Annotated in this window: 24 protein-coding genes and 1 pseudogene; 10 read left to right on the top strand and 15 right to left on the bottom strand. The window is 37.8% G+C overall.

The window, feature by feature from the left end:
- The 4 genes and pseudogenes from A5N85_RS17210 to A5N85_RS05340 all read right to left on the bottom strand — a co-directional run.
- Positions 1-133, bottom strand: a pseudogene (locus A5N85_RS17210) (cytochrome b); the annotation flags it as partial.
- On the bottom strand, positions 126-758 hold the full coding sequence (gene petA / locus A5N85_RS05350; protein WP_072576307.1) for a ubiquinol-cytochrome c reductase iron-sulfur subunit: 633 nt from the start codon (positions 756-758) through the stop codon (positions 126-128). The pseudogene A5N85_RS17210 and the gene petA, both read right to left, overlap by 8 nt.
- Before the next feature lie 225 nt (positions 759-983).
- Positions 984-2066, bottom strand: a complete 1083-nt coding sequence (locus A5N85_RS05345) for a TRAP transporter substrate-binding protein (RefSeq protein WP_072576306.1) — start codon at positions 2064-2066, stop codon at positions 984-986.
- A gap of 20 nt (positions 2067-2086) precedes the next feature.
- Positions 2087-3160, bottom strand: a complete 1074-nt coding sequence (locus A5N85_RS05340) for a TRAP transporter substrate-binding protein (RefSeq protein WP_072576305.1) — start codon at positions 3158-3160, stop codon at positions 2087-2089.
- 113 nt (positions 3161-3273) lie between these two features.
- Between A5N85_RS05340 and A5N85_RS05335 the strand changes: the two genes are divergently transcribed.
- Positions 3274-4635: a S41 family peptidase gene (locus A5N85_RS05335; RefSeq protein WP_072576304.1), complete on the top strand. Its 1362-nt coding sequence runs from the start codon at positions 3274-3276 to the stop codon at positions 4633-4635.
- 24 nt (positions 4636-4659) lie between these two features.
- On the opposite strand, the gene rpiA is transcribed toward A5N85_RS05335, so the two are convergent.
- A complete protein-coding gene (gene rpiA, locus A5N85_RS05330; RefSeq protein ID WP_072576303.1) occupies positions 4660-5316 on the bottom strand; it encodes a ribose-5-phosphate isomerase RpiA in 657 nt (218 codons plus the stop codon).
- Between the two features lie 103 nt (positions 5317-5419).
- On the opposite strand from rpiA, the gene ilvA reads away from it, so the two are divergent.
- Entirely contained in the window at positions 5420-6949 is a 1530-nt protein-coding gene (gene ilvA / locus A5N85_RS05325) for a threonine ammonia-lyase, biosynthetic (RefSeq protein ID WP_072576302.1), read from the top strand.
- Positions 6950-7018: 69 nt separating this feature from the next.
- Here ilvA and ulaA read toward each other — a convergent pair whose 3' ends face one another.
- The 5 genes from ulaA to A5N85_RS05300 form a co-directional block, all read right to left on the bottom strand.
- Entirely contained in the window at positions 7019-8377 is a 1359-nt protein-coding gene (ulaA, locus tag A5N85_RS05320; protein WP_072576301.1) for a PTS ascorbate transporter subunit IIC, read from the bottom strand.
- 2 nt (positions 8378-8379) lie between these two features.
- Entirely contained in the window at positions 8380-8658 is a 279-nt protein-coding gene (locus tag A5N85_RS05315) for a PTS sugar transporter subunit IIB (RefSeq protein ID WP_072576300.1), read from the bottom strand.
- A 72-nt stretch (positions 8659-8730) separates the two neighbouring features.
- Complete coding sequence (dtd, locus tag A5N85_RS05310) at positions 8731-9171, bottom strand: D-aminoacyl-tRNA deacylase (protein ID WP_072576299.1); 441 nt, start codon at positions 9169-9171, stop codon at positions 8731-8733.
- Between the two features lie 36 nt (positions 9172-9207).
- Entirely contained in the window at positions 9208-10524 is a 1317-nt protein-coding gene (locus A5N85_RS05305; protein WP_072576298.1) for an MFS transporter, read from the bottom strand.
- Between the two features lie 128 nt (positions 10525-10652).
- Positions 10653-12044, bottom strand: a complete 1392-nt coding sequence (locus tag A5N85_RS05300; protein WP_084601650.1) for a DegQ family serine endoprotease — start codon at positions 12042-12044, stop codon at positions 10653-10655.
- 103 nt (positions 12045-12147) lie between these two features.
- Here A5N85_RS05300 and A5N85_RS05295 point away from each other — a divergent pair, with 103 nt between their 5' ends.
- The 6 genes from A5N85_RS05295 to ilvE all read left to right on the top strand — a co-directional run bounded on the left by A5N85_RS05295 (position 12148) and on the right by ilvE (position 17951).
- On the top strand, positions 12148-12837 hold the full coding sequence (locus A5N85_RS05295; RefSeq protein WP_072576297.1) for a response regulator transcription factor: 690 nt from the start codon (positions 12148-12150) through the stop codon (positions 12835-12837).
- 157 nt (positions 12838-12994) lie between these two features.
- A complete protein-coding gene (locus A5N85_RS05290; RefSeq protein ID WP_072576296.1) occupies positions 12995-14533 on the top strand; it encodes a sensor histidine kinase in 1539 nt (512 codons plus the stop codon).
- Positions 14534-14568: 35 nt separating this feature from the next.
- Positions 14569-15189: a LysE family translocator gene (locus tag A5N85_RS05285; protein ID WP_072576295.1), complete on the top strand. Its 621-nt coding sequence runs from the start codon at positions 14569-14571 to the stop codon at positions 15187-15189.
- A gap of 41 nt (positions 15190-15230) precedes the next feature.
- Positions 15231-16064: a DUF368 domain-containing protein gene (locus A5N85_RS05280; protein WP_211268080.1), complete on the top strand. Its 834-nt coding sequence runs from the start codon at positions 15231-15233 to the stop codon at positions 16062-16064.
- A gap of 1 nt (position 16065) precedes the next feature.
- Complete coding sequence (locus A5N85_RS05275) at positions 16066-16863, top strand: sulfite exporter TauE/SafE family protein (RefSeq protein ID WP_072576293.1); 798 nt, start codon at positions 16066-16068, stop codon at positions 16861-16863.
- 92 nt (positions 16864-16955) lie between these two features.
- Positions 16956-17951, top strand: coding sequence for a branched-chain-amino-acid transaminase (ilvE, locus tag A5N85_RS05270; RefSeq protein ID WP_072576292.1), 996 nt, complete (start codon positions 16956-16958; stop codon positions 17949-17951).
- Positions 17952-18006: 55 nt separating this feature from the next.
- Here ilvE and cpdB read toward each other — a convergent pair whose 3' ends face one another.
- Together cpdB and leuA are read right to left on the bottom strand one after the other, a co-directional pair.
- Entirely contained in the window at positions 18007-19974 is a 1968-nt protein-coding gene (gene cpdB, locus A5N85_RS05265; protein ID WP_072576291.1) for a 2',3'-cyclic-nucleotide 2'-phosphodiesterase, read from the bottom strand.
- Between the two features lie 318 nt (positions 19975-20292).
- Positions 20293-21963: a 2-isopropylmalate synthase gene (gene leuA, locus A5N85_RS05260; RefSeq protein WP_072576290.1), complete on the bottom strand. Its 1671-nt coding sequence runs from the start codon at positions 21961-21963 to the stop codon at positions 20293-20295.
- 117 nt (positions 21964-22080) lie between these two features.
- Between leuA and A5N85_RS05255 the strand changes: the two genes are divergently transcribed.
- Positions 22081-22551, top strand: coding sequence for an Lrp/AsnC family transcriptional regulator (locus tag A5N85_RS05255; RefSeq protein WP_072576289.1), 471 nt, complete (start codon positions 22081-22083; stop codon positions 22549-22551).
- Between the two features lie 666 nt (positions 22552-23217).
- On the opposite strand, the gene A5N85_RS05250 is transcribed toward A5N85_RS05255, so the two are convergent.
- From A5N85_RS05250 to prmB, 3 genes are all read right to left on the bottom strand, one after another.
- A complete protein-coding gene (locus A5N85_RS05250; protein WP_211268079.1) occupies positions 23218-23664 on the bottom strand; it encodes a DUF302 domain-containing protein in 447 nt (148 codons plus the stop codon).
- 222 nt (positions 23665-23886) lie between these two features.
- A complete protein-coding gene (locus tag A5N85_RS17585) occupies positions 23887-24048 on the bottom strand; it encodes a thiaminase II/PqqC family protein (RefSeq protein WP_084601649.1) in 162 nt (53 codons plus the stop codon).
- A gap of 306 nt (positions 24049-24354) precedes the next feature.
- Positions 24355-25254 (bottom strand): 50S ribosomal protein L3 N(5)-glutamine methyltransferase, encoded by a 900-nt coding sequence (gene prmB / locus A5N85_RS05240; protein WP_072576288.1) that lies wholly within the window; start codon positions 25252-25254, stop codon positions 24355-24357.
- 193 nt (positions 25255-25447) lie between these two features.
- Between prmB and A5N85_RS05235 the strand changes: the two genes are divergently transcribed.
- Positions 25448-26136, top strand: a 689-nt coding sequence (locus tag A5N85_RS05235; protein ID WP_143143191.1) for an AI-2E family transporter, incomplete at its 3' end; no start/stop codon positions are given.

The following is a 26136-nucleotide window of genomic DNA, read 5'->3' as shown; positions in this document are numbered from 1 at the left end:
CGCCAAAGCAGTACCATACATTGAAGTTAATAGGGGCATAATATCTTGCTAAATGATCATTCCATAAAACAGAAAGTGGAAAACGATCATCAATCCAGCCTAGAAAACCTGTTGTTTTATACGGATTAGCCATTTTTTGCTCCTTCGCCGATAACAACTACATTATCGCTAGTAAAATGATAAGGCGGAACAGTTAAATTGGTAGGTGCTGGGACACCTTTATATACTCTGCCTGCGTAATCATATGCGGAACCGTGACATGGACAAAAAAAGCCTCCTAACCAAGAACTATCTCCACGCTCTTCACGCCCCTGCTCTTTACTTTGTAGTTTAGGTGCACACCCTAAATGCGTACAAACACCAAGCATAATCCCAATATCTTTTCGCTCAGCACGCCATTCGTTATCAGCATATTCAGGCTGAATAGACTCTTTAGAATTAGGATCTCTTAGTTTATCTGTCACTTGGTCAAGGGTAGCAAGCATTTCTGGGGTACGGCGTAATATGTAAACGACTTTTCCCTGCCAAAGAACACTTTGTAAAGCACCTTCTGCTAATTTTGAAAAATCAACTGTAACAGGGGCACCTATAGCTTTGGCTCGCTCACTTGGAAGCCAAGTAGATAAAAATGGAACCGCAACAAACCCGACACCTATAGCTGAACCAGCTGAGGCGGCAGCAATTAACATTTTGCGGCGACCGAGGTCTTTCGGCTGATTAGCCGGAATAAACGACGGCTTTAAGTAATTATTACTCATGTTTTATACTCCGCGCATCGATTTCGATGATCAATACGGCGACATTGCCTATTCATATTATAAGGAGCTACTAAAAATTAGTAAACATTCATTAACTAAATCATTCTTTGATAAGAAATTTCAAACTTTTTAGCAATCTCTATACTCTAAAATATAATCGCCTAGATGTTTGAGAAGTAGCTCCATTACAAGCCTATACTTCTTTAGTAATAACAATTTATTAGCTTATAAAAAATAACCCATTCTGTCTCGAGCTTGAAGGTAATGGATTTCATTGTCTGACCATATTTTTTGCTCATTTAAGAAGCTATAATAAGAGTTATAACATTTTTTACTCAAAGCATCTCTTTCAGAATATTCTTTCATATATTCTTCTGTGTATTTTTTGAATTCTGCCAAAACAGGTTGTGGAAAATATTTTAACCGAACGCCTTGTTTATCAACAATATTTTTGAGTGCTTTTGCATTATTTATACGAAATTCGGTGAGCATTCTTAGACTTGCCGCTCGTGCTGTCAAATGAACTAACTGTTTTAAATCCTCTGGCAACTTTTCAAAAGCTTTTTCGTTAATCATTAGTTCACAAGCGCTACCGGGTTCTTGCCAAGTACCGTAATAATATTTTGCGACTTTTTGTAATCCAAAGGCTTGATCATTCCAAGGACCTACCCAATCAGCAGCTTCTATTACGCCACTTTGCATAGAAGTAAAAATTTCATTTCCGGGCATCGAAATTGGCGTTGCTCCAGCGCGACGATAGACTTCTCCTGCAATACCTAAAATACGAATTTTTAGTCCTTTTAAATCTTCTACTGTGTTGATTTCTTTGTTAAACCAACCTCCCATTTGAAAATCACTATTTCCTGCAGGAAGGGCTAGAACACCAAAAGGTTTATAACATTCATTTAATAATTCAATTCCTCCTCCCTCATAGAGCCAAGCATCTAATTCTAGTGGCGTCATTCCAAATGGAACAGCAGTAAAAATTTCAGCAGCTGGAATTTTACCTTTCCAATAATAAGCGGGCCCATGCCCCATTTCAGCTGAGCCTTCACTCACAGCATTAAATACCTCAAAAGCTGGTACCAATTCTCCTGCACCATATAAAGTAATATTTAATCGCCCTTGAGTAACACGTTTCAGTTCATCTGCAAACCATTGCATACCAGTTGCTAGTCCTGGAAATGCTTTTGGCCAAGTCATCACCATTTTCCAATTAAAGATTTTTGATTGACTTGCTGCAACTGCCTGACTGGCGGCAAGTGCAACAGCACCACCACTTATTTTTAAAAGTTGTCTTCTTTTCATAAAAATATAATCTATTAATATTAAGGTAAAAGTCTGTATTGCTCTATTTGCATACGATTTTTAGAGGCTTCAATTTGTTCTGCAAGATAAGTGCGATATGAGTCAATAATCCGTTTAGCCAGTTCACTTTTATTGGCAAATTCATCAAGATATTTCTCTGTATTTGCTTTAAAAGATAAAATAACTTCTTTTGGAAAACTACGGATTTGAACTTTATATTTATCTATAAGTGTTTTCAAAGAAATGGCATTATTGCGTTTAAATTCACTCATAACTCGTTGATTAAGCGCAAAAGTCATAATGTCTAATAAATCTTTCAAATCGCTTGGCAAAGTTTCATACACTTTTTCATTTACCAGTATTTCCATAAATGCGCTTGGTTCCTGCCAACCGTTATAATAATATTTTGCAGCTTTTTGAAGTCCAAAAGCTAAATCATTCCAAGGACCTACCCAGTCTGTTGCATCTAATACACCACTTTGCATGGAAGTAAAAATTTCCGCTCCAGGTATGGATACAGGAGAAGCGCCAGACATTTTATAAACTTCACCAGCAATACCGGGCATACGAATTTTGAGTCCTTTAAGATCTTCTATAGAGTTAATTTCTTTATTAAACCACCCTCCCATTTGCGTAAGCGTATTCCCGCCTAAAAATGGTTTAACACCAAATGGTTTATAGACTTCTGTCAAAAGTTTCTGACCGTCTCCTTCAATAAACCAAGAATTAAATTCTTGGGCTTCCATTCCAAATGGGACTGAAGTAAAAACTTCTGCTTCTGTAATTTTTCCTTTCCAATAATAAGGCGTACCATGACCCATTTCTGCTGTTCCGTCACTTACCGCATTAAAAACTTCAAAGGCCGGAACTAGCTCACCCGCGCCATAAAGAGTGATATTAAGACGACCATTAGAAATTTTTTTAATTTCGTCAACAAACCAATCCATAGAAGAGGCTAGTCCCGGAAATTTTTTTGGCCAACTCATCACCAGTTTCCAATTAAACACTTTGTCATCTGCTGCTTTTGCCGAGGCACTTGCACCTAATGCTAACGCACCTACACCACCGGCTTTTAAAAGATTACGACGTTTCATCTCTACTCCTTTTTAATTAAACAAGCGAACAGTCTGCCATAGTATTTTCAGGGTGTCATGTGTTTTGCATATAAAATGCGTTACTCTATTTATTTTTATTGACCGAGATAATTATGCGCCCTACCATTTGCTTTCTAGCACTCGCCATAAACTTAGCTTTTGCTCAAAACACTGAAACACCTCCCATTACCAATCCCGAACCAAACGATTTGGTTTTAACTTCATTAGATGACGACCCAGCGGATGTCAAACCAGATGATATTCCTTTTGATGCTTTGCAAACATTCGTAGATGTTTTTGATGCCATTAAGCAAAATTATGTAGAAAAAATTGATAATAAAATGCTTATTGAAAATGCAATTAGAGGGATGCTCACCCGCCTTGATCCTCATTCTTCCTATATGAACGATTCTGAATATCAAACTTTTACACAAGAAAGCGAAGGACAATACGCAGGGATCGGTGTTGTTTTAGATATAAAAGCAGGTTCTATCCGAGTAGTATCAGCGATTGACGGTTCTCCAGCTGCAAAAGCCGGAATAAAAAGTGGAGATATTATTAGTCAAGTTAATGGACAAACTGTTTCAGAGCTTAGCTTACCTGAAACATCAAAACTCTTAGACGGAGAAGCTGGTACGACTGTAACATTAACCGTTCAGCGTAATGATGCCGTTCAACAATATAGCTTAACTAGAGCACTCATCCAGACCAATAGCGTTAGTTCAAAGATGTTAACACCAGAATATGCTTATATTCGCATTACGCAATTCCAAGACGATAGTAACGAAGCCTTATCTAAAGAAATAGAATCTCTGCAAGTCAAATATACCCTAAATGGTTTGATTATTGATTTACGAGACAATCCCGGAGGAATTTTAGATAGCGCTATTGATATTGCTGACCTTTTTTTAGACGACGGAGAAATTGTTAGTATCCGGGGCAGAATACCAGAAGAAAATGAAAACTTTCATGCACAAAAAGGTGATATTTTAAATAAAAAACCTATTGTTATCTTAGTTAATAATGGAACTGCATCTGCTGCTGAAATTTTAGCTGGCGCATTACAAGATAATCATCGCGCCTTAGTCGTTGGACAACAAACTTTTGGTAAAGGTTCTGTCCAAAGCGTTGCTCCTTTAATTCACGGCGGCGCTATTAAACTCACTACCGCACGCTACTTTACCCCTTCAGGAAAAAGTATCCAAGCAACTGGCATTACCCCTCAAGTCCAATTATCGCCTCTAAGCGTAGGAAAAACCCAATCCCTACCAACACAGAATGAAGCAAGCTTGCCCAATCATTTACCCAACCCTACCAAAAATAACGCCACTAAACCACATTCTTCAGACACACCAACATCACTGGCTGAACAAGATTTTCCATTATATGAAGCACTGAATATTCTCACCGCAATGAGCATATTAAAGCCAACAGAAGAAATGCCCGAGAAAGAAAATACTACACCACAAAGCTAAAGGTGGGATAACCTCCCACTTTTACTACCATTCTTCTACTGTTCCTTGCTGTGTACTCATCAACACTATATGTGCTTTTTGCTGCGCAAAAATTCCTACGGTAACTACCCCAGCAATATTATTGATTTTAGCCTCCATTTCAATTGGATCGATAATCTCAAAATAATAAACATCTAAAATCCAATTACCATTATCTGTAACTACCCCTTCTCGCCAACGAGGTTCTCCGCCTAATTTGGCTAGTTCACGAGCAACATAGCTACGTGCCATAGGAATAACTTCAACTGGTAACGGAAACTTACCTAAAATATTTACCTTTTTAGACTCATCTACAATACATAAAAATTCAGCAGAAGCGGCAGCAATTATCTTCTCTCTTGTCAAAGCTGCTCCTCCACCTTTAATCATACATTTTGTTGCATCAATTTCATCACAACCATCAACATAAATATCAATAGGGTCGCAAGCATTTAAATCTCTTACTTGATAGCCCACTTTTCTTAGCGCCTCTGCACTACTTTCTGAAGCAGCAACAACATCCTTAAATTGCAATCCTGATTTACCTAAAGCCTCTATAAAACAAAGTACAGTAGAACCACTGCCTACACCAAGCGTTATTCCTTCTTTTAACTTCGCAACGGCTGACTCAGCCACCAATCGCTTCATTTCTTGTTGATTCATCACTTTCTCCTAATTAAATTGCTATTAAACCATTTTTAGACTTGCTGCTGGTAGTACTAAGGCATAAACTGCCAAACTTTATTTGCATAATTTTTTACCGACAATGATAACGAATTACCTTGAAAAAATTTTGACGGCTCCTGTTTACGATGTCGCTATTGAAACACCACTAGACTCAATGCCCAGACTTTCTGCGAGAATTGGTCATCAAGTTCTCTGTAAAAGAGAAGATTTACAGCCCGTATTTTCTTTTAAATGTCGTGGCGCCTATAACAAAATGTATCATTTAGATGAAGAAGCTCGTGCTAAAGGCGTCATTTGCTCATCTGCAGGAAACCATGCACAAGGTGTAGCACTTGCCGCACATAAACTGCAAATTAGAGCAACCATTGTGATGCCCAAAACAACCCCTAACATTAAAGTAGATGCGGTGAGACGTTTAGGAGGAGAGTGGGTAAATATCGTCTTACATGGCGATTTTTACGATGAAGCCGCAGCACATGCTCATGAATTAATGAATGCCTACCAGCTCACCTACATACATCCTTTTGATGATCCTTACACCATTGCTGGACAAGGAACTATTGGCTTAGAGTTATTACGTCAACATCCTAAAAAAATTGATGCAATTTTTGTGCCCGTTGGTGGTGGTGGCTTACTAGCCGGTATTGCCCTATTGACCAAATCACTTCGACCAGACATTAAAATTATTGGCGTTGAGCCAGAAGATGCAGCCTCTATGACTAATGCTATCCGACATGGCGAGCGACAAACATTAGAATCTGTTGGAATTTTTGCTGACGGTGTTGCCGTTAAACAACCTGGTGAATTAACTTACGACCTTATTAAACAATACGCCGATAGCTTTGTAACCGTCAGTACAGATGAAATTTGTGCGGCAATGAAAGACCTATTTGATGATACGCGTGCCATTGCAGAGCCTTCTGGTGCATTAGCTGCCGCTGGACTAAAAAAATGGGCTGCTCAACAAAAAGAAAAATCATTGACCTTAATCCATATCGTTTCTGGTGCTAACGTTAACTTTGACCGCCTACGCTATATCGCAGAGCGAACAGAAATTGGAGAACGAAGAGAAGGACTAATTGCCGTTACCATTCCAGAACGTCCTGGGGCTTATCGTAACTTTTGCCAACTCATTGGTGGTGATAACGCAGTAACTGAATTTAACTATCGCTACCAAGATGAAAATGAAGCGCAAATTTTTGTTGGTTTACAACTCAATAATGGACAGAAACAACTCAATCAATTTATTCATAAACTTCGCGAAGCCGGCTATCCGACTGAAGACTTAAGCGATAATGAACTTGCAAAAGAACATCTACGCTACATGATTGGCGGTAGTGCAAAAGTAGAAAATGAATATCTTTTTGGTTTTGGCTTTCCAGAACGTCCCGGCGCGCTCATGCACTTTTTAAATACCCTGAGTACTGATTTTAATATTAGCTTATTTCACTATCGCAATCATGGTTCTGACTACGGACGCGTTTTATGTGGCATACAAGCGAAAGACTACACTTCCTTAAAAGACCACTTAGACAGAATTGGTTACGACTATCATGAAGAAACCGACAACCCCGCCTATAAAAGATTTTTAGCACCCATTAAAAAATAACATTTTTCTATTAAAAATAGTCAATAGGCTATAGGATTATTATTGAACGCATCCTATAGCCTTGAATAGTTACTGTTGTTTGCTTAAATGTTTAGGCGCAACAAAATTATAAATCACTAACGCAGCAATAATGGCGACAATCACGACTGTAATCAATACTTGAGAACCGCTCGCCACCAATTTTCCCATAAGAATACCAACTACCCCAAAATCTGTATCGGAAAAAGTTGTATTGGCAAATCCTAAATTCCTTAAAACAGGCAATAAGAAAACAGGTAAAAAGCTAATCAAAACACCATGTGCAAAAGCGCCCAAAATTGCGCCTCTACGACCGCCCATGGCATTACCAAACACACCCGCTGTTGCGCCACAAAAGAAATGCGGAACCACACCCGGTAAAATCAATGTCCAATGAAGCATCCCCAATATTGCCAAACTCACCAATCCACCAACAAAGCTAGATAAAAAGCCAATTAAAACCGCATTTGGCGCATAAGGAAAAACAATTGGACAATCCAAAGCTGGCTTAGCATCTGGAACCAATCTTTCGGAAAACCCCGTAAACGCTGGAACGATTTCTGCCAATATCAAACGCACACCTTGGAGAATAATAAATACTCCTGACGCAAAAGTAATCGCCTCAATAATGGCATACACCAAAAAATTTTGACCATCGCTTAATGTTGTTTGCACAAATTCAGGACCAGCGGCAATCACTAAAATTAAATAAATTACTGCCATCGTCAAAGAAATAGAAACCGAACTATCGCGTAAAAAACCCAAATTTTTAGGAAGATTTAACTCTTCTGTTGACTTTGAACCTTGGCCAACTAACTGTCCAATTCCACCAGATAAAACATATCCTACCGTGCCAAAATGCCCAAAACCAATATCATCACTACCCGTGATTTTACGCATATAACCCTGCGCAATCGCCGGGAAAAACGCCATGATAAACCCTAACCATAGCGCGCCGACTACTACCAACATAAAGCCTCTAAAGCCCGCAACGCTTAAAATCACCCCAATCATACATGCCATATAAAACGTATGATGCCCCGTGAGAAAAATATATTTCAAACGAGTAAAACGCGCGATAAGAATATTCGCCGCCATTCCAAAAGCCATAATTAGCGCTGTTGCAGTGCCATACTCTTTCAAGGCCATCGAAACAATCGCTTCATTATTTGGAATAATGCCTTGCACACCAAAGCTATCTTGCATAATCGTTCCCATAGGCGCTAATGAATTCACTACTAATTCCGCGCCACCACCTAAAACAATAAATCCCAAAATTGTTTTAATGGTTCCACGGATAGTATCCGCCAGTGATTTTTTTTGAGCGATTAAGCCAACTAATGCCACTAATCCCACTAATACCGCAGGCACTTTTAAAATATCTAGAATAAAATTGAGCAGAGCATTCATAGCTATCTTCCTTGCTTATCAAAATAGGTTTTTAATTTTTCCTCATACTCTGTTGAACTCACTAAATTTTTTAAAGTAATCATACGAGTTTTATCTAAAGAACTGCTTTCAGCGATATCTTCACCCATGACAAATAAATCTGCATCATCATTGCCTGTTACAGATAAATCAGAATGCTCTACCTCTGCCTCTATTCCAAGCTTTTTAAGCGCTTTTTTAATATTCATCTCCATTAAAAAACTACTACCTAAACCATGCGCACAAACTGCTAAAATTTTCATTATTTTCTCCTATAAAAAATCAGCCTCAATTGGCAGAGTTACTCTACGCCTATTTACCTTCAGAATTCAAGATTAACATTGCAACCAAAACGTAACTGGTCCGTCATTAACCAAAGATACTTGCATATTTGCCCCAAATTGCCCCACTTGAATCTTATTGGGATAACGTTCTGCCATATAAACACAAAACCGATGAAAAAAATCTTTCGCAACTACTGGTGGCATCGCTGGATCAAACCCCGGACGATTACCTTTACTAGTATTTGCCGTCAAAGTAAATTGCGATACCAGCAAGATCTCACCGCCCACTTGCGTAACATTTAAATTCATCCTGTCATCTTTATCCGAAAATACACGATAATTTAAAATTTTTTGTGCTAACTTTTCTGCATTTTGCCAAATATCTGTTTTTTCGATACCTACTAATACCAGCAATCCTTGTGCAATTTCACCAACCACAGCTTCATCTACTTTTACAGAAGCCGAAGTAACTCGCTGAATTAAACCAATCATAAAAGCCCCATTACAAATCTTCTTTATCAGAAAAAATTATTGATAAAACCATTCCTTAATCAAAATACAACTCATTACTAATAAAGAGGGAATTGATAAAATCATAAAAATATGTGTGAAAGAAAGCTGTTGACTAATTAACCAACCCGTTAGGAAAGTTCCCGCTATTGCACCAAATCGGCCAACACCCAGCATAAAGGATACGCCTGTTGTTCGACCCGCGGTTGGATAAAAAGCTGCTGCTAAAGCAGGCAAAGACGTTTGCATCGTATTTTGCAACACACCAGCTATCAATACCACAGCCACTAAAACCTCTATACGATAATTCAGTGCAAAACCAATTCCAATGACACTTAATGCTGTTAAGAACGCACAAAAAGCAATCAGTTTATTAGCATTAAACCTATCCATTAACCAACCACTAAATATCGCCCCTAATCCACCCAAAGCAAATAAACCTACAATTCTCGGCCCCAAAGTTTCCGGCATTTTCGCTTCTTGAAATAAGACAGGTAACCAATTCACCATGCTGTAAAAAATAATCAATCCGAAAAAATAAGCGAACCATAGCATCACTGACCCTAATAAATAATGACGCGATAACACCAATGCAATTCCTCTTTTTTCGCCCATATTCTCAATCTGCCGTTCAATCATTACGAATTGCGTTTCTTTAGGCAAACTTGGAGAAATTCGTCGTAAAACCTTCCAAACTTCAATTGCTGGTTTTCCGTGAGATAACAAATAGCGCACTGACCTCGGTAAAGTAAATAGCATAAAAATAGCCAACAATAAAGGAGTACCACCGCAAACCCAAAAAACAGACCGCCAACCAAAAGTAGGAATTAACCAAGCTGCTAAAAACCCCCCAATAGCTGCACCTAAAGGAAAGCCACAAGCCATTGTATTCACAATGAGAGAACGCTTATCATCTGGACAATATTCTGATAACAAAGTAATTGCATTGGGCATTGCTGCCCCTAATCCCAAGCCAGTTAAAAATCGTAGCCATTCTAATTGCGATAAATTTTGTGCGTATGCACAAGCAATACACATCAAAGAAAATAACAGAACAGCCACCACTAATACCGGCTTACGTCCAAACCTATCTGCAATCGGTCCTGATGCTAATGCGCCTATTGCCAAACCAAATAATGCCGCACTTAATACTGGTGATAACTGTGCTTTTTCTAGCCCCCAATCCTGTAACAAATGCGGGGCAACATAGCCAATCACCGCTGTATCCATTCCATCAAAAAAAGCCGTTAAAAAGCAACAAATAAAAATCATCCATTGATAAGGGGAAAACCCGCGTTCATTGAGAAAAGTTTGTAAATTAAGCGTTGTTGACATAATTGCCCTATTTGTTGTTAAAAAAGCATACTTATAATTTTTACCTCTGTTTTTATCAAGTTTTTTATAAAATTAAACGCCTATAGAAAACACTATAGGCGTTAGAAAGAATATAAATATAACTGTAATTATTTAGAATCATCTGGCAGTAAAGGTATAAACATCGTTTGCCCATCGCGATAAATCAATATGGGTTGAGGGCGCTTTTTATTTGCTTTTTCTAACCGTTTTTGCACAGCTTTTGGCGCTTTAACTACCTCATTGCCAACTGCAATAATAATATCCCCAGCTCTCAATCCTGACTTAGCCGCAGCTGATTTTGGTTCTACCTTGCTGACTAATACTCCTTCTCCATCAAAATCGAGTGCTGTACGAGCAGCTTCATCTAAAGCTTTAAGCTGCATACCACGAAACTGATTGCTTTTTTCAGCTAAACGAGCATATCCAGAATCATCTAAATTACCAATTTCTACTTCAAGCATTTGACGCTTCCCATCACGCAAAATTTCTACTTTTGCTTTTTCTCCTATAGCTGTTAGGGCAACTAATGGCGGTAAATCGGCAGATTTTGTTATTACCTTATTGTTATAAGACAAAATGACATCTCCCTGCCTAATCCCTGCTTTTTCTGCTGGAGAACCTTTCATGACTTGACTAACCAAAGCCCCTTCTGGTTTATCAAGCCCAAAAGATTCTGCTAATTGTTGATTTGTACCTTGAATAGATACGCCTAGCCAACCGCGAATAACTTGTCCACCATTTTTTAACTGCTCTGCAATATTTTTAGCCACATTGATTGGAATTGCAAAACCCACGCCATTAAAGGCACCGCTTCTACTGTAAATTTGAGAATTAATACCAATCACCTCACCTCTGCTATTAAATAATGGACCGCCAGAATTTCCTGGGTTAATTGCTGCATCTGTTTGAATAAAAGGCGTATAAGCACCATTTGGCAGACTTCGCCCCAAAGCAGATACTATTCCCTTTGTTGCTGTTTCTGTAAAACCAAAAGGAGAACCAATCGCTAATACCCAATCGCCCACTTGAACCTCATCTGAATTTCCTAATGTTGCAACCGGAAAATTCTCTCCATCGATTTTGAGTAAAGCAATATCAGTCCGTTTATCAACACCTATGACTTTAGCCATATATTCTTTGCGGTTATTAAGCTGCACGCGCACAGTATCCGCACCATCTACCACATGGGCATTCGTCAAAATATCCCCTGTAGAATCAATGATAAACCCTGATCCACCTGCTTGAACAATACGCTCTTTATCTCCTTGACCATACTCTTGAAACTGCCCTCTTGGAATACCAAAAAACTCCTCTAATACACTTGGCGGAATGCCATATTGACCAGAAGGTGTTTTTAAAACACTCTCCACTTCAACACTGACAACAGCTGGGCTTGTTTTTTTGAATAACACCGTAAAATCAGGTACTGCATCTGCAAAAGCATTTGAATGAAACAAAATGCTAGCACCAAGGGCAAGTACTACCAAAGATTTATGCATATTTCTTTCCTATTCGTTTAAGATAGACAAATATTTTCATAAATTACCATTATCCTGACCGTGAATAATGGATTAAAAAGCATCCAGTAACAAGGAGAAAACTATGCATGTTCTAATTATTGAAGACGATAAAGACGTTGCTGCTTATATTGCCAAAGGTCTAAGTGAAAGTGGCTATATTGCTGATACTGCTCACACTGGGACAGAAGGCTTGCATATGGCACAAAGTAATCAATACGACATCTTGATTGTTGATCGTATGTTACCCGAACTTGACGGTTTATCTATTATCCAACAACTTCGCCAAGAAGGTTCAAGTGTTCCCGTTCTTATCCTATCTGCATTAGGTGAAGTAGATGACCGCGTAGAAGGATTAGCTGCCGGTGGGGATGACTATTTAGTTAAACCTTACGCATTTTCTGAATTACTCGCTCGAGTCCAAGCGTTGACTCGTCGCCGTAATACAGATATTCAAGATCATATGATTTTAGAAGTTGCTGATTTACAGCTTGATAGACTCAAAAGAAAAGTGACTCGTGCTGGAAAAAAAATCAATTTACAACCGAGAGAATTTCGTTTACTTGAATATTTAATGAGCAATGCCGGACAAGTCGTTACCCGCACCATGTTATTAGAAAAAGTTTGGGAATATCATTTTGACCCACAAACGAACGTGATTGATGTTCATATCTCTCGTCTAAGAAGCAAAATTGACAAAGATTTTGATACACCATTGATTCACACAGAGCGTGGTGCTGGTTATAGCTTATATGACCCAAAAGCCTATAACTAATCTATAACATTTATATCTCAGCGGAAAGTATTAACTTTCCGCTTTTTCAATAAAAACAGAATTCTATTTAGAAAACACAACCCCTATTACAGACATTCTGTTGTTTTAATACATTTATCTATATGATGTTTACCCTGCATTCAGAGATTTTCATCCTATGACGCTACCTAAATCAATCAAAGAAGTTCTTCATACAACGCGTACCACAGCCTTTCGTTATTCTTTAATGACAACTTTAGTCGCCAGTGTGATTACCTGCATCTCAATGATGATGATTTATCAAACAGCTCAACAAGAAATCGCCGATCAAGTGGATAGCAGACTCATCTCAGAAGCACTGCGCTTACGTCGAAACTATGAATATCGCACTACCTTAGATTTATACACCCCACCTATAGGCATCACCGAGCGGGTAAAAACCGAACCTAATATGTCTTACTGCATTACCCCTCAAACCTCCACAACCGATCACTTAGCAGGGCGTGAACAACGAAATATGGTGATGCTAGATACTAGCTTTAATAACCTTTGTTTACTTCATGATAACCTAGAGCAAAACCTCCTTCCGCCACCTTCCGAATTCGATTTACCCTTTATTACTCGCAATGAAAACAATAATATTATGCGCGTAATTATCACGCCAATACAAAACAAATATGCCTTAATCATTGGCTACGATACTCATAATGAAAGAAAGATTTTGCGTGGCATGATTACCATGGCGCTTTTTGCTACCTTGTTACTCGTTCTTGCCAGTTTCTTTGGTTCTCTTTTCATTAGCCGAACCATTACCAATACTATTGCCAGAATTAGCCGGAGTGCTAGACGCATTGCCGACGGTGATTTCGGCGAGCGCATTCCAGTCAAACCTAGTGATAGCAACGAATTAAGAGCGCTAGCTGGCGATCTTAACCATATGCTCGAACGAATTGATAATCTTATTACCAGTCAACGCCAAGTGACTAACAACATTGCACACGACTTACGCAGTCCGCTCAATCGTTTACGTAGCCGAATGGAAGTTGCTTTATTAGACAAAAAGCGTAGCTGTGAAGAATTACGAGAAGTGGTTGCAGAATCCATTGAAGATGCAGAGCGTTTACTACAAACATTCAACGCTATGCTTTCTATTGCACAAGTTGAATCAAGAGCAAGAGATGACTTTATTGAAACCGATTTAAGTCGAATCTGTGAAGACCTCGCAGAAATGTATGATGTATTAGCAGAAGACGGATTACATACCTTTAGTAGCCAAATTGAACCGAATTTACATGTACAAGGCAATCGACAGCTTATTGCACAAGCCATTACAAATCTATTAGATAATGCGGTTAAATACACCCCAAATGGCGGTAACATCTCATTAGAAGCTTACAAACAAGGAAAACATATTACTGTTGCTGTTGCTGATAATGGACCCGGTATCCCAGAACAAGATAGGGAACGTGTTCTACAGAGATTTGTGCGGTTAGATAGTGCGCGCTCAACACCCGGGAATGGTCTAGGATTGTCCTTAGTTTCTGCGGTAATCAACCTTCATGGAGGAGAAATTTGCCTTACCGACAATCATCCCGGACTAAAAATCAAACTAATTTTTCCTGAAGCTGAAGCCTTTCTAAGTCAATATCCTAGCAATAAAAAAACCAACCCCCTTAAAAAAATTCGATTATCTGCAAAAAAACCTAAAAATAGCTAAAAAAGAATCTCCTATCACAGAAAAAACGCTAATCAATGAATACTGTTTTACTGACTTATTTAAGCACTGTCTTTATCTTTCTAATTATTCCGGGGCCTGTCAATATAATGGTCATCAATGCAGCAGCACAACGTGGTTGGCGTGGTACATTAGTCGTTATCATAGCAACAAACACAGCATCATTAGTGCTGATTGCGACAGCTGCTGCAATTATCGGCGGGATTGCAAATATTAGTCCAAAACTATTTAATCTTCTAACCGCCATTGGCGGACTATATCTTATCTATTACGGAATAAGTTTATTAAAAACAACCCAACAAGCAATCTACTCCACCTCCTTGCCCAATCAATCCTTAAATCAAATGTTTTTGACAGCTTTCGGTGTTGGCATATCTAATCCAAAAGATATTATTTTCTTTATGACATTCTTTCCGCCTTTTATTGAAGCACTTTCACTTTCTTTTCTTCCTGCAATTATTATATTAACTCTACTATGGTGCTTATTAGACTATAGCATCCTATTTATCTATGGTATTGGCGCTGCTAAGCTTATTAGCGGAAAATATCGCATTTTAATCAATCGCCTATGCGCTTTAATATTCGTTTTATTAGGTATTTATGCATTTTTATCTAACCTTTCTACATTTATTATTTAATTATGAAAAATCTCTTTCTTATTTACCTCAAAGGAATTGCCATGGGTGCTGCAGATATGGTTCCCGGCGTATCCGGCGGAACCATTGCTTTTATCGCCGGCATTTATGAACGCTGGATTACAGCACTTTCGCATTTTGATACAAAAGCCCTCTCCTACCTGAGAAAAATACAAATTAAAACTTTTTGGCAATATATTGATGGATATTTCTTACTCTCATTACTGTCTGGCATTGCAACTGCAATTTTTACCCTAGCACATTTATTACGACTTTGGCTAACAAACTATCCCATTTATATCTGGGCTTTCTTTTTTGGGTTAATTCTTGCCAGTATCTTTTTTCTCGGCAAAAAAGTCTATTGGAAAGGTAGTGCTTGGTTTTCGGCTACCATTGGTGCTATTCTCTCTACATTTATCGCTTTAATGCCAACTGCTAACCCTGAGCACATCAACCTATCTTATTACTTTTTTTGTGGTGCATTTGCTACTATCGCGATGATTCTTCCCGGTATTTCAGGCGCTTTTATTCTTGTCTTGCTTGGCGCATATAGCAATATATTAGAAGCTATCAATAACTTTAATATCCTCATTTTAAGTATTTTTGCCTTAGGAGCTATTTTCGGTTTACTTAGTTTTTCCAAACTTTTACATTATCTTTTCAAGAATTATCATAATCTGACCGTCGCCACTATGACGGGATTTATTGCAGGCTCTTTGATAAAAGTATGGCCATGGAAAATTGGAGGAATAAATACCTTACCTTTTTCCACATCTCAATCACCACTATCAACATCCATACCACTGATAATAATTGGATTTTTATTTATTTTTATTTTAGAAATCATCGCAAAACATACTCTTCACTCAAAGGAATAAAATGGACTTTTCACCCTATATTTATCCCGCTATTTTTTTACTGGCTATTATCGCTGGAGTGGTTAATATCCTCGCTGGCGGAGGCTCTAATTTAATCCTACCTTTACTCATGGTATTTGGACTTGATCCGCAAACGGCTAATGCTACTAATCGAGTCGGCATTTGGTTTCAGGGCATTGCGGGATTATTTGGATTTGCAAAAAAAGGAAAAGTCCCTACCCATGATTTACCCGCTATTTTTATCCCTACCTTGATTGGCGGAGCAGTTGGTGCTTTATTAGCTGCAAAATTGCCTATCCTATTGGCTTTATCGTCATTCACCGCAAACTTAAATCAACAAACTTTAGTTAAAATTATTTTACTTGGCACAATGTTAATTGTAGCTGCGATGATGCTGTTTAAGCCAGCCACTATCATGTATCCCGAAGGACAAGCCCGCCTAATGAAAAAAACACCAGTCGCATGGATATGGTTATTTATTGGCGGTATTTATGGCGGATTTGTGCAAGCAGGTGTTGGCTTTGTACTTATTACTACCTTTGCGAGCATTTTACATTATGACCTTGTTCACTCAAACGCGCTTAAGCTCGCTTGCACAATGATATTTACCACCATTGCTTTAGCAATTTTTATTTGGGAAGGACAAGTTCTATGGCTAGTTGGATTCGTACTCGCACTGGGCAATGCCATTGGCGCTTTATTAGGCGTTCGTTTTGCCGTTGCCATTAGTCCAAATACCATGCGTTGGATTTTATTTGCAATGACCTTAACAGCTGTTATAGCTGCACTTATTTTCTAAATCCATAGAATTTAACTATATGCACTTTCAGAAGTCGTTATAATACGGCTACGCTTTTACTAGAATTATCCACCACGGAAAAGGACTTGATTATGCTTAAAGAAATTCCTACGGTTTTTGGTAGCACTTTCGCACCAGAAATGCCTATCGCTACTTATCATGAAGGTAGTTGGAGCGATATCAATTTTCAACCCAGCGACCGCCTAACACTTCATCCTGCTGCGCATTGCCTGCATTATGCTAGTGAAATTTTTGAAGGCATGAAAGCTTTTCGCCATGAAGATAATAGCGTCCATATTTTTCGTTTAGATGACGGCGTAGAAAGGCTGCGTAAATCCGCACAATCTCTATACCTACCCATGCCAGAAAGTGAGCTATTAAGAGAAATGATTATTCAGGCAGTTTCCAAAGCCAAAGATTATGTACCAGACCAACGCGGAGCACTTTATATTCGCCCGGCTCTCATTGGCATTACACCCAATATTGGTAGTGCGACGCATCCAACAGACGATGCCTTATTGTATATTCTTACCTCACCTGTAGGCGATTACTTAAAACAAGGCGCTGCACTACGCGTATTGGTCGAAACCGAGCATCAACGTTGCGCACCGCATATGGGAAGCATCAAAGCAGGCGGTAATTACGCTTCTGCCCTTCATTGGACAATGGAAGCAGAAAAAAAATATCATGCACAACAAGTTCTGTTCTGTCCAAATGGAGATGTGCAAGAAACCGGCGCTTCCAATTTCTTTTTAATCGACGGTAAAACCCTCATTACCAAACCACTCACGACTGAATTCCTTCATGGCATTACTCGCCGGACAGTCATTCAAGTGGCGCAAGAAAATGGCTATAAAGTCGAAGAAAGAGAATTCCGCGTGGAAGAAATTGCGGAAAAAGTTTCTAATGGTGCGGAAGCTATCTTAACAGGCACAGCTGCTGTTATCTCTCCAATTACAAATTTTATTATCAATGGAGAAGATATTTCTGTTAAAAGCAATATCGAAGGATTAGCTATCCGTAAACTTATCACAGATATCCAATATGGTCGCAGTGAAGATAAGCACCATTGGTTAACGGCTGTATAAAAATCAAGGCTATCTGAGAAAAACTCAGATAGCCTTAAAATATTCTATTTAATCATTATTTCAAATCTAAAGAATAAACGGCAAAGCCTGCTTCATCTTTATCAATCATTTTCATTGGGTATTGTGCTTTTTCTTTAACAAAAGCAGCTGCTTTCTCACTCGGAGAAGTCTCAAAATAAATAATTGGCTGTCCTTCCGTAATTTTTGCAATTTTCCAATTATTATCAGCACTCGGCGTAACCTGCCCTTCTACTTGACTGGTTTGGCTAATATAATTTGCTAAAATTTGTCGGTTTTCATCAGGTGCGGCAAAAACAATAGATTTTTCACCAGTTCCTGGGAATTTACCACTATAAGCGCGATAATTATTGGTCGCGACTAAAAAGTCAGCCTCTAAATCTATTGGCTTATTATTAAATACAAGATTTTTTATTCGCTCTGCCTTGGCATCAATCAGGTTACACTCTCCATCATAGCGAGCTGGCTGAGTAACATCTATTTCATAATTTACGCCATCAATGACATCAAAATTATACGTTCTAAATCCTTCCCAATTTAACAACGATTGCGGTGTATCTTTTTTTAGGTCAATTTGGTTAAACATTCCCGCACTACACTCCAACCACTCTTTAACATCCTTACCTTTAACTTTTAAAATAACCAACGTATTAGGATAAAGATATAAATCTGCTGCATTACGGAAAGTCAGTTGCCCTTTATCAACTTCTGTATAACCACTCGGATCATTTTTGCGTCCACCGACTTTAAAAGGTGCCGCCGCGCTCAAAATAGGTATTCCTGCTAGTTCAGGCATCTTTTCAGCAACACTCTTTGCATAAGCCTTCTGCGCCTGATTAACAATCTGAACCGTTGGGTCATCTTGCACTAACGCTAAAAAGCTATACATATTATCATTTGCTTCCCCAATTGGTTGAGCCACGAAAGCTCTAGTAGCTTCATGTGTTTTTTCTAAAAGCTTAGTGATTTCTGGATCATTTTCAACTATTGAAGTTTGGCTTTCTTGATCAAAAATAGAACGTAAGCTGGCTTTACCATCAATAACTGTCCATTTTCCATCTTGCTCTCTTAGCTGTAAATCAACAACGCTAATATTATTTCCCCAATAGCCAGCCATACTTTCTGGTGTTCCATTTTTTGTACCCTTTTCAAGATTGATATTTGAAGCTTTCTCAAAATCTTTACTCGGAAATAAACCATGTGCATGCCCAAAAATAATCGCATCTAATCCTGGTACTTCTGCAAGATGGAAAGCTGCATTTTCTTCACCAGGAGAATAAGGTTCATCTGATGGACCGGTATGTGCTAAAGCAACAATAATATCCGCTCCTTCTTTCTTCATGATGGGAATATATTTTTTTGCCGTTTCTACGATATCTCGCGCTTCTACCTTTCCTGATAAATGCGCTTTATCCCAGACCATTACTTGAGGCGGAACAAAGCCAATATAGCCAATTTTAATGACTTTTTCTTGTCCATCATGCGTCGTAACCTTTTTTTCCTTAATTAAATAAGGCGTATAATAAGGTTCGTCGGTTTCAGGTTTAACAATATTGGCATTAATAATTGGGAAATTAGCTTGCTTTAACGCACTCTCCAAATACGCTAAACCATAATTAAATTCATGATTTCCAATCGTGCCAACATCATAGTTCATGGCATTAAACACTTCTATTGCTGGATGAGGAACGCCCTCTTGATAACCTTTTCCTGCTTGATAATCAGCAATAGGATTACCTTGAATCAAATCTCCATTATCAACTAAAACACTGTTTGCCACTTCTTGACGAGCTTGGCGAATCAAAGAAGCCGTACGGGTATAACCAAATTTTGGTGTAGGCTTATCTTTATAATAATCAAAATCTGTTAAAAAACTATGAACATCAGTTGTTCCAATAACTCTTAATAAAACATCATTCTCTTGTTCAGCTGCATAAACCGCTTTTCCCATACCCAATAATAAAATACTTCCACCACTAATTTGGAGAAAACGTCTTCTATCCATTAATACCCAACCTTTTTAGCTTAACAGTTACTTTTAAAAACTTTATGACTTCTATAGCCAACTTCCCAAAAAATGCATATAACGTTAACTTAATAACCACTTTGAAAGCACCGTCTTATCCAAAAGCGCTGTATGCACTTTTCGGGAATCCTACTATATAAAAGAAGCATTATTTCTTGTCAACCTATAGAGAAATACCAATAATATTCATCTTTATGATTCCTAAAATACAAAGTGAACATAGTATTAAACTATGTTCACCAGAGATATTGCAGCTTATGACTACTTTAATCTAACAAGTAACTGGCTTTTATCAACTTATACCGCTTCCAACGTTCTCAACGCTTGACTCATTGCAACCAAAGTTGCACGCAACATCGCAGTTACCGTATCTTGACTATACGCAATGCCTGTATATAAATATTCATCTATCATCAATTGAACATAAGCTACTGCTTGAGCATTCGTAGATTGTGTCATTGCATGCTGAGCATAATTTACTACATTCATTTTGACATTTGCCATTTCTTCTAACGCATTAACAAATGCAGAAATAACGCCGGCTCCTTGTCCACTCACACGGCATTCTTGGCTATGATGACGTAATAAAGCTTCTAATTTATCCTCACGTTCATGCCGACTAATACTATAGTCTAATAATTGGTAATCACTTTCTTGCAAATAACTGTCTTCAAAGACCTTCATGACTTCTTGAGACAAAAGCTCTTTTTGCTTACGTTCACTTTCAACTTGTACCTTTTGTGCCAAATCAACCTGTAACCAACGAGGTACATTCAAGCCATAATCTCTCGATAAAATATACGCCACACCGCCCTTACCAGATTGAGAATTAATGCGTACTACATCTTGATAACTTCTACCAATATCATGTGGATCAATAGGGAGATAAGCGATATCCCAAACACCTTCTACCGCTTCCTTCTCAAGAGATTTCTTAATAGCATCTTGATGCGAGCCAGAAAAAGCCGTAAACACTAGTTCACCAATATAAGGGTGGCGAGGATGAACAGGAAGATTATTACATTCACTGACCACATGAACAATCTCATTCATCTTAGAAAAATCTAATTTTGGATCAACTCCTTGAGAATATAGATTCATCGCCATCACCATGATATCCATATTTCCTGTCCGTTCACCATTGCCTAGTAACGTTCCTTCTACCCTATCGGCACCTGCCATCACTGCTAATTCAGAAGCTGCTACTGCGCATCCGCGATCATTATGCGTATGAACACTAATCACAACATCTTTCCGACAAGAAAGATGGCGACAAAAATACTCAATTTGATCCGCATAGAGATTAGGTGTTGAAACTTCTACTGTATTAGGTAAATTTAAAATAACCTTTTGTCCATTCCAAGGTTGCCAGATCTCACAAACCGTCTCACATACTTCAACAGCAAAATCTGGTTCTGTTTGAGAGAAGCTCTCTGGAGAATATTCAAAAATCCATTCACTATTAGGAAATTTCTTAGCTTGCTCTTTTAATAAAGTAGCACCAAATGCCGCAATTTCTGTAATTTCCTCACGAGATTTTTGATAAACCTTTTCTCTTTGCACACGAGAAGTAGAATTATAGACATGCATAATTGCTCGCTTAACGCCTTGTAAAGCTTCAAAAGTTCGCAAAATTAAATGCTCACGAGCCTGGACCAATACCTGTATTGTGACATCATCAGGAATCAAATTCTCCTCAATTAAACGTCGAGTAAAATCAAATTCAATTTGAGAAGCCGATGGAAACCCAATTTCAATTTCCTTAAAACCACAATCTACTAATAGATTGAAAAAACGTAACTTTTGTTCAATCGTCATGGGATCAATCAACGCTTGATTACCATCGCGTAAATCAACACTTACCCAACGAGGTGCCTTATCAATTACTTTATTCGGCCAAGTTCTATCTAATAATTGTGGAGCAAAAGCAAAAGGACGATATTTTTTGAAATCAAATTTCTGTGCCATAAATCATTCCTGATTGAGAAGATAAAATTATTATAACGCTAATATAATTAAAACAATCTCTAAAAATCATCTATAATTGGATAATAAATAATTATTTTACCTACTTTTAGTTAAATTATGAGTGAAAAGCACCAATTAGATAGCATAGATAAGCGTATCTTGCGAAAACTAGTCCAAGACGGTCGAATAAATAATCTTGCCCTAGCTGAAGCCGTCAATCTCTCTCCCACCCCCTGTGCAAGGCGGGTTAAGCGGTTAGAAGAAAACGGCTATATAGAAAGCTATCACGCCAAACTCAATCACCACGCTCTAGGTTATGACCTAAGCGTATTTATTGCCGTAACATTAGACAAACATACCCCAGAACGCTTTGCTCAATTTGAACGAACGGTAGAGACCTTTCCAGAGGTTATTCGTATGAGCATCGTTACTGGACGAGCAGAAGACTATCTCTTACAAATAGTCGTCAAAGATATGCGGGATTTTGAACAATTTTTACTTGGTAAACTCAACCGTATCGCTGGCGTTGCAAACGTTCACTCCAGTTTTGAAATGCGCCGAGTTATTGATCGAGAACCAAATCCCTAAAAAACAATGAATATATTTAAAGGCTAATAAAAGAGTTAAAGAAATTAGATCGCTATTCTAGTACAGTATGTATGCTTACTTTGTTCATCTATCTTAACCCTGTAACTATAGTCAAATCAGCTAAAAAACAGAACGTTATCTACCGCCAGAATGGCTAGATAAGGGCTATAGGATGTTTTGTTTTTTAGCTGATCGCACTATATTCTAGCAACCTTTCTATATAACAGTTTGAAAAATATAATTAAATATTTGGAAAATTCCATTTTCCACTAATTTTTGCCACTAGTAGAAAAATTAACGCTATAATTTTAGATAGTGGTTTGAAAAATATACTGGAATATTATCAAATATTCTAATTGTAATTAAATATTTAAATATCAATACATTAAAAGGAGTATTTTTTGTAAGAGTATGTTTAGCATACTTTTCAAACCACTATCTAATTTTAATATATTTTCAGAATTTGAAAAATTGGAATTTCTCTATTTTTTTGTTTTTTGCAAAGGTCTCATAATATTCAAAAACAAAGATGACTTATGCAAAAGATAATAGTTTGTCTATAGCTGGACTCCCGAAAAATGCATACAGTAATTTGAAATAATACGCTATTTTTGAATTAGATGTTAAATTAACGTTGTATGCATTTTTTGAGAAGTTGGCTATATGTTACTGTCCGCTGACTAATTTTTGCAAAAGTTTTTCTGCTGGCGCCAAAGACTCTACCACTTCTACATTCACACCAACACCTTCTGCTAATGCTTTTGCAGTTAAAAACTCTCCGTAAACCTTTCCATCATCTCCTTCAAAAATCAGGACTTTTAAAGGTAATTGTAATGCCAAAGAAGGCGCTTTTTCCATTAAAGGCGTACCACCTTTTGGGTTACCAAAAATAATGACACGAGTAGGACGCAGTGTTAACCCATTTTCCTTAGCCGCATCTGCATGATCGACCACAGTAAAAATTGTCATTCCTTTATCCTTTAATCCTTGCTCTACCCGCTGAAAAGTCGTCTCAAAATTATCTGGACTTTCCACCTTTACCAAAGATTCTGCTGCTAATACAACCTTCATAGCTAATAATCCCATTGATAATAAAATTGTTTTTAAAACCATAAATTCTCCTTATTGATTAACCTTATTCATAAGCATAAGTAAAGAAATCTCTCTCTATAGCAGGGATCCCAAAAAATGCATACAGCGTTAACTCAATATCCATTTTGAAAACAGCATCCTATCTCTAACTATGGTATGCCTTTTGAAGGAAATAATCATTTTCTTTATCGGTAACGATGCTAAAAAGTTAATCACTGATGCCGATGTGCCATTATATCTGCTTTAATAGTAGGTGTTTGCGGACAAATCAGAAAAATGTCTAAAAAATGTGTAATCTTGATTAAGATAACGTAAAAATGCTTTAGTGCTTAAGCGATTTTTGACCATTTCTTGTACAAAAATATGATCAACTGTTTCTTGCCAAAAAAAGTTAACCAGCCTCACGTAAATCAATAGAAAAAGTCATGATATAGTCGAAGAAATACTAAATTGATACAGTATTTCCCTCATTTATTGTACAACTATATTATCTGCACTCGGTTGCCTTGCACCAATTTTAGTTTTCTTTGACTATAGTTTTCCTCTAAATAAGCGAGAGAGCGCTATCGCAATCCATTGGCATTTTCTACTTGTTTCCTACGGCTGCATGAACAACATCAGATTCAGCGGGTACACCGCTCAGCCCTAAATACGGACACCCCTAAAAGTAGCTATTTAGTATAGCCTGAAATATAATTTCAAAAAAAGCTTTTATATCAATCCTGCTTCTCGCCAAGCCAATAACTCGTCCCTACCAACTGCAAAAACACCTTCTCCACCACGCTCAAATTCAACCCAATCGAAACCAATTTCAGGATAAACTTCTTCTAAAATTGGCCAAGTCATACCTACTTCTAAAATCAATATGCCATTCTCTGTTAAATAATCAGCTGCTTGATGAAGAATTTTTTGAGTTAAATCTAAACCATATTCTCCTGAAACGAGCGCTTGTATCGGTTCATGGCGATACTCATCCGCAATCTCTTGCATTTCTTCTGCTTCAACATAAGGAGGATTGCATAATATCCAATCAAAAGTACCCGTAACCGCTTCAAATGTATCTGAATGGCAAACCTCTATCCCACAGGATTGCATACCTGCACGTTCAAGGTTAATTTCGGCAACTTCAAGCGCATCTAAATCAATATCCGCCAAAACAACTTCTGCTTCAGGATAGCGATATTTTGCTAATATCCCGATACATCCGCTCCCACAACACAAATCTAAAATTCGCTCTGGTTCTTGCCCTTGCCAATAAGGCATTAAATCTTTTTCTATCAGCTCTGCAATCGGAGAACGAGGAATTAAAGCTCTTTGGTCAATATAAAACTCATAACCACCATAAAGCGTGCGATGAGTAATATAGGGCACTGGCAGGCGCGCCTGAATACGTTGTTCTAAACCCCAAACAAGTTTCTCCTTCTCTTTTTCAGTCAAGTGCGCTTGAAAATACGTCGGACTAATATCAAAAGGAAGCTTAAGCATACCTAATACCAGTGCTGCCGATTCATCTAGCGCATTGTCTGTACCGTGACCATAGTACACATTGCTTTCAGCTAACCGACTGGCACCATAGCGAATCCAATCAAGGACAGTTAATAAATTCTTCATTTTTTCCTTTTATAAAATTAAGTATAGACCGATTATATTTTGCCCTAAATAAAGGTAAGTTGGGCTATTTTATCCTGTAACTTTTATAGAATTTTTAGTTGACATACTTAAAACGATAGGATTTTTTCATATCGTCCTTTGAACATTTTTTTTAGCTGATACAATAGCACTTTTCTTTTTAGAGTAGTTTCACGTGTTTGAATCAAGAATTTTTTGGCTAATTCTCCTAGGTGTGTTTATTAGCTTGTTATATTTACTTAGCCCAATTCTTACGCCATTTTTCTTAGGGGCTTTATTAGCCTATTTAGGCGATCCTTTAGCTGATCGATTAGAAGCCGTAAAAGTTTCACGAACTTGGGCTGTTGTCATTGTGTTCCTTGGGTTAATTATACTCATGTGCTTAATCGTATTAGTTTTAATTCCTGCTATTACTAGCCAGATTGATACGCTTGGGAATAGGATGCCTCAATATATTGACTGGATGAAATCACATTTTGGCAGTACGCTTGAGAAACTTTTTAATATCAGTGTTAAAGATTTTAGTATTGATAACATAAAAGCTTTGATGAGCGAGCATATTGGTAGCGCTTCACAAGTCGCGCGATCATTTATTGGCTCACTTTCTGGTCCTATTGGAATAGTGATTACCTTTTTAACCTATCTTTTCCTAACACCTGTAGTGACTTTCTACTTATTACGCGATTGGGATATTTTGGTTAATAAAATTGATGAGCTCATTCCGCGCCAATATAAAGCCATTACACATGAACTAATGCGTCGCTCTGATTTCGTTCTAAGTGGTTTTTTACGAGGTCAATTACTCGTTATGCTTGCGTTAGGCATCATCTACTCCGTTGGTTTATCAATCATTGGATTAGATAT

This window comes from Suttonella ornithocola (assembly GCF_001889065.1).
Lineage (GTDB): Bacteria > Pseudomonadota > Gammaproteobacteria > Cardiobacteriales > Cardiobacteriaceae > Suttonella_A > Suttonella_A ornithocola.
Note: the sequence above shows the minus strand (reverse complement) of the source record. Positions and strands in the feature narration are given on the sequence as shown.